This window comes from Paenisporosarcina sp. P4_E4_2, assembly GCF_056401595.1.
Map to the genome: position 1 here is coordinate 1 of NZ_JBFUJC010000216.1, position 5,412 is coordinate 5,412.

General features: G+C 39.9%; 6 protein-coding genes and 1 pseudogene. 5 read left to right on the forward strand and 2 right to left on the reverse strand.

Going from position 1 to position 5,412, the window contains the following annotated elements; translation table 11 throughout:
- Positions 1 to 526: pseudogene (locus tag AC1DSB_RS13735) on the reverse strand (hypothetical protein); the annotation flags it as partial.
- Between the two features lie 100 nt (positions 527 to 626).
- Between AC1DSB_RS13735 and AC1DSB_RS13740 the strand changes: the two are divergent.
- Entirely contained in the window at positions 627 to 1,676 is a 1,050-nt protein-coding gene (locus AC1DSB_RS13740) for a SepM family pheromone-processing serine protease (RefSeq protein WP_477586903.1), read from the forward strand.
- 199 nt (positions 1,677 to 1,875) lie between these two features.
- Here the strand turns inward: AC1DSB_RS13740 and AC1DSB_RS13745 are convergent, their stop codons facing one another.
- Positions 1,876 to 3,087, reverse strand: coding sequence for a nucleotidyltransferase (locus tag AC1DSB_RS13745; protein WP_016427789.1), 1,212 nt, complete (start codon positions 3,085 to 3,087; stop codon positions 1,876 to 1,878).
- 127 nt (positions 3,088 to 3,214) lie between these two features.
- Here AC1DSB_RS13745 and AC1DSB_RS13750 point away from each other — a divergent pair, with 127 nt between their 5' ends.
- The 4 genes from AC1DSB_RS13750 to AC1DSB_RS13765 form a co-directional block, all read left to right on the forward strand.
- Positions 3,215 to 3,745, forward strand: coding sequence for a YceD family protein (locus AC1DSB_RS13750; RefSeq protein WP_016427788.1), 531 nt, complete (start codon positions 3,215 to 3,217; stop codon positions 3,743 to 3,745).
- Between the two features lie 24 nt (positions 3,746 to 3,769).
- Positions 3,770 to 3,943: a 50S ribosomal protein L32 gene (gene rpmF / locus AC1DSB_RS13755; protein WP_016427787.1), complete on the forward strand. Its 174-nt coding sequence runs from the start codon at positions 3,770 to 3,772 to the stop codon at positions 3,941 to 3,943.
- Between the two features lie 81 nt (positions 3,944 to 4,024).
- Positions 4,025 to 4,786, forward strand: a complete 762-nt coding sequence (locus AC1DSB_RS13760) for an enoyl-CoA hydratase/isomerase family protein (RefSeq protein WP_016427786.1) — start codon at positions 4,025 to 4,027, stop codon at positions 4,784 to 4,786.
- Between the two features lie 261 nt (positions 4,787 to 5,047).
- Positions 5,048 to 5,412 (forward strand): transcriptional regulator (locus AC1DSB_RS13765; RefSeq protein WP_477586904.1); only part of this gene is annotated, 365 nt, incomplete at its 3' end.

A 5,412-nucleotide genomic window follows, 5' to 3' on the forward strand; every position in this document is an offset into this window, starting at 1 on the left:
CGCTTAAAGGGGAAGTAACTGGCTTGGCTATGTTATCATTTTTTGAGATGCTTGGTAGTGGAATGAATAAATGAAGGAAAACTAAAAATAACAAATTGATCGTATGTAAAAGTACCATTAATAGAATACCTGTGTTGGCGGATAACAGAAATTGACTCCCAACCACGCCTACCACAAACATGGGGCTAGGCGCATGGCAAATTCCAAGTAAGTGACTTGCATGACGCTTACTGATCATGCTTGCCTGCGACAAGGTCGAAATAGTTGCCGCACCGGTAGGGAATCCACCAAACGCTCCTATCGCATATACTTTGATGCTGTTGCCAACRTGGGATTGCCATTTATTTTTTTTGTAGAGTTCATACAGTAGCCATTGAGAAACGACTAAGTAAGGTAATAAATATGGTAAAAGACGTTTAAGAAAAACCTGAAGTCCGAGCTGTGAACCTTGATGAGCTATCCCAGGCATGAAGATAAACAAAATCATGAGAAACCAACAAATGAATAAATTGGTCTTATGTAGCATGTGAAATTTCCCCGTTTCAACCGTTTTGTCAGAAGTAAAGTGAAAGTGCTACACTATGTATATGCAAAAAGAAAGCTTGTCATCATGGAGGTGAGGGTACATGCCAAAGAAAAGTACAATTGGCTTTTTCATCGTTTGTATTTTACTTATAAGCGGGACAGTTTATCCCGTCGATGCTTACATCACAAAACCCGGAGGGGCGYATCCACTTGAACCGCTTGTAGATGTAGAAAGTGGAGATGAGGATGATACTGGGTCGATGAGTTTAATGACCATCGCTTTATCGAAAGCAACGCCTCTTACTTATGCATGGGCGAAAGTGTCCGACCAACAAGAGATATTACAAACCAATCAAGTTAGAAATCCTGACGAGGATGACGAAGAATATAATGTTCGTCAACTCCATCTTATGTCGCAATCACAATTTAATGCGATAGAAGTGGCATTCAAAAAAGCCGGTAAACCTTATGAAATTACAACCAAAGGTGTCTTTGTTTTAAATGTCTTGCCGAAAGGTGCGGCTGACGGCTTACTTAGTCCTGGAGATCGAATCTTGCAAATCGATGACGTCAAGAGTGATAATCAACAAGGGATTATCGATTATTTAAAACAGAAAAAATTAGGCGATATTGTCACACTGCATATTGAACGTGACGGAGAAAAAGATTCAGTTGAAGTTGAATTGAAGCCGATTCCTACTGATGAGAGCCGAGCTGGTCTAGGAATCACTTTTACTGATGATAAAGAAATCACGACTACACCGAAAGTAAATATTAAGGCAGACGAAATCGGAGGACCATCTGCAGGACTAATGTTTACATTGGAAATTTTGAACCAGTTACTGGATGAGGATCTAACAAAAGGTTATAAAATCGCGGGAACCGGAACCATGCAGGAAAACGGTGAGGTGGGACGGATCGGTGGAATTGACTTGAAAGTCATTGCTGCCGATAAAGAAGATATCGAGATTTTCTTTGCACCTGACGATGAGTTACCAGAGGAAGTATTGAAAAATAATCCTACACTGAGATCAAATTATTTGGATGCAAAAGAATCAGCAGAAAAAATAGGCTCTACGATGAAAATCGTGCCTGTGAAAACAGTTGATGATGCACTCGCTTATTTAGATAAGCTAGAACAGAAAAAGTAATCTAGTTCCACTAATGTGAAGTTGAATAGGTTCCGACTGTCCTATAAGTCTGTACGTAGCAATACCATAACCGAACAATTAAAAACTTGGCAAAGTGACAAAGTCACTTCGCCAAGTTTTTTTCGTAGGGCTATGGTGCAGTTGGTTAAAGTCCAACGCACCCGGTTATATATTACGAATGTTTATGAAAATTAATAAACTATAATATAATCGGTGGTTTGCGATAATCCATTCCAACCGGTTGTTTGATTTTTGGTGATTGCAATCCCAATTGATATAAATCAGATGCATGAATGTCTAAATCCAATAAAGAATCTTTTGTTGCAGCAACTCGACTGACGAGTGGCAATGAAAGATTCTTTTTCTTTTCACTCAAATACTTTTGTCCATTTTGAGTCATGCCAAGAACCCGTAAATACGTAGGCTTTTGATGTTCTTTCAATGATTCCCACGTAAAGCCTGTATAAATATGAGTAAGCATTCGTTGTATGCGTGTCCACGTATAACGCTTCGATTTTACCCGGCTCATAAAATCTTCAAATGTTTCGCATTCCCTTGCCGCTTCATGAATTAGATGCTCGATACCTTCTGTTACTTCAGCATATGAAGCAAGGTTTTTTGTTGATGAACGGATAATCGTATGTCGTAGAAGGGGCCAGAACTGTTGCCAACTGCCAAATACCCCTATAGAGTCTTTCCACTTCAATAGTTGTTCCAATGAGGTGTGTGGCATGAATTTTCCCAATGCTTCAATCGAGCCATCGTCGAATAGAGCCTTACGGATACCTGTAGCGCTTGCAATGGATTGGTCTTGATCAACATTATCATGATAATTCGCCACGATTCGTTGAATGGTTACAGGCTTGATATGTGCCTGCATCTGACAGGCTGCTTCAATATAGTGATAACCGAGAATATTATTTGGTTTTGATAAGTCAACTAATGGCAAGTTTAAGTGTGTTGTGATGTCTGAATAAGCTTCGTTTAATGCTTTTGGATAACTTAATCCAAGTTGCATGTATTGTTTAATCGAATTTTGGTAAGCCTCTTGTTGTGTAGTAAGGACATCATATGAGCGTGTAAAAGGCTCAATTGTCCCTTCCTCACTTCCAAAACAAAATGCTTCGCATTCAAGGGCTTCCAGCAGTGTAATTGAACCACGTGCAAAGTCACTGGCTTGTGCAGTTGCAAAAACGTAAGGGAGCTCGATTACGATATCTACGCCAGCTTTTAGAGCCATTTCTGTCCTGGACCATTTATCCACCAGGGCAGGTTCTCCTCGTTGCAAAAAATTCCCGCTCATAACAGCAATAATAATATCTGCGGCTGTCTTCTTGCGAGATTCTTTGATATGATAGAAGTGTCCGTTATGAAACGGATTATGTTCGACGACTACACCAGTTGCTTTCAAGCTTGTGACCCCCTTATATCATTTACTCTAGATTATACGGGTCAAAAAAAGGAGTGACAAGAAATTATCTTGACATCCAATTTTCTGCATTATATAATCAACTTTGTTGTCTTGAGGTGATAAACGAATGAAATGGGCAATTCATCAACTATCTAAATATCGCCATGACGGGATGCCAATTGATGAAACGATTCAATTGGATGAAGTGATGGAACGTAACCCGGACATCCGGAAAATTTCACCCGTTCATGTAAAAGGGCACTGCACATTTGGTGCAGCGCAAATGACTTGTCATTTTCAACTGACAGGCACCCTTACCTTACCATGTGCTCGCACGTGGGAAGATGTTGAGTATCCGTTTGATATTCAAACAGATGAGATTTTCAGCTGGTCGGAAACACATAAGGAAGACGATGGAGAAATTCATTATGTAGAAGGCGATGTTGTTAATGTCGACCCTGTATTTGAAGAATTGATTCTTGTCGAAATTCCGATACAAGTGTTTAAGGAAGATGCAGAGCATCAACCGATTCCGGGCGGAAAAAGCTGGTCATACTTAACTGATGAGGAATTGTCTGCTAAAGAAGAGAATGAACATAAAAAATTGGATCCTAGACTTGCTGATTTAGCAAAGTATTTTGATCAAACAGACGAATAAACGATCTGTAAGGAGGTGCCACCAATGGCTGTACCGTTTAGAAAGACTTCTAAAACAGTAAAAAGAAAACGTCGTACGCATTTCAAATTATCTCTACCAGGAATGGTAGCTTGYCCAAACTGTGGTGAATCAAAATTGGCTCACCATGTTTGTAAATCATGCGGACAATACAAAGGGAAAGAAGTATTGAGCAAATAATTCAGTATTTGTTCTATAAGGCTACCAGAGAGACCATGGCTCTCCGGTGGCCTTTTTCTCTATTTTCAAGGAGGAGCTTACATGACATTTGCAATTAATCGAGAAGATAATATTCTACGTTTTACTATTAAACGCCCTGAAATTCGAAATGCAATCAATCATGAAGTCATAGATGGTCTTGAGAAACTAGTTTCAAATGTACATAATGATTCAACTATACAATTTGTTGTTATTACCGGTGAAGGGGATGAAGCGTTTTGTTCTGGTGGAGATTTATCCGTCTTTCACGGTCTCCAGACGGCGCAAGAAGCCTTCCCAATGCTTGATCGGATGGCTAATGTTCTTTATCGAGTTGCCACTCTTCCTGTGCCTGTCATAGCACTTGTCAATGGGCACGCTGTAGGAGGTGGTTGCGAGATTGCTACCGCATGTGATTTCCGGCTAGTCTCGTCAAAAGCCAAAGCAGGGTTTATTCAAGGCTCTCTAGCTATTACAAGCGGCTGGGGCGGAGGAACCTATTTATTTGAAAAATTAGCAAGACAAGATGTAGCTATGCATATGCTGTGTGAATCAAAACCTTACTCAGCAGCTGTGTTACTTGCTAATGGGTGGGCTACACAAGTTTATGAAGGTGATAAGGAACAAGCTATGGAGAGATTTCTATCCGAGATGAAAAAAGTAGAGGCTTCTGTTCACCGTGCTTATAAACAAATGTTAATCCGTAAATGGATTGGTCAAAATCTACTGAGCCAAATTAATGAAGAAGTTAAAAACTGTTCACTACTTTGGGAAGCGCAGGAGCATCACGTGGCTGTTCAAAAATTCTTATCGCGGAAAAAATAACGTATTACTTAGATTTTTATACATAGGCTCTGTTATACGATGGTGTTGATAGTAAGGGAAACTGCGACAAACACCTGCTCCTGTTTCTGTTTCTGCATCGCTACGCTAGCTTTGAAACATGGAAGTGCGTTGCAACGCTACGCTAGGTTCGTTGCGATCATCAAAGTTACTTTAAAGACACATTTTTTGTACTTTTTAAACCTCAACTTCTATTCTTTCTATTTGCGCATATAGTAGAAAAAAACGCGAGGTGAAGAATCTATGACTCAAGTTAAAAGAAAAGATCAATGGACTGCTGAGGATGACCATAAATTAGCATCCACTGTTTTGGAAATAGTTAAAAACGGAGGCACGCAAATTCATGCATTTGAAGTGGCTGCTGAAAAACTATCTCGTACGAAACAGGCTTGCGGCTTCAGGTGGAATAAAACGCTGAGACATACTTATGGACAGGACTTGAACCATGCAAAACAAAAATATCAACATCCAATGCATACACACTTAAAACAAGCGATGACCAGTTATGATGAACTGCTGGAAGCGCATGATAGGCTACAAAAGGAACATGCGCAACTGAAAACATTCGTCCAGCAAATTCAGCGTGTTTGTCTGGAAAGTCCATTTAT

Coding starts and splice junctions, on each gene's coding strand:
- AC1DSB_RS13750 (WP_016427788.1), top strand. CDS start 3,215: ATGAAATGGGCAATTCATCAACTATCTAAATATCGCCATGACGGGATG.
- AC1DSB_RS13760 (WP_016427786.1), top strand. CDS start 4,025: ATGACATTTGCAATTAATCGAGAAGATAATATTCTACGTTTTACTATT.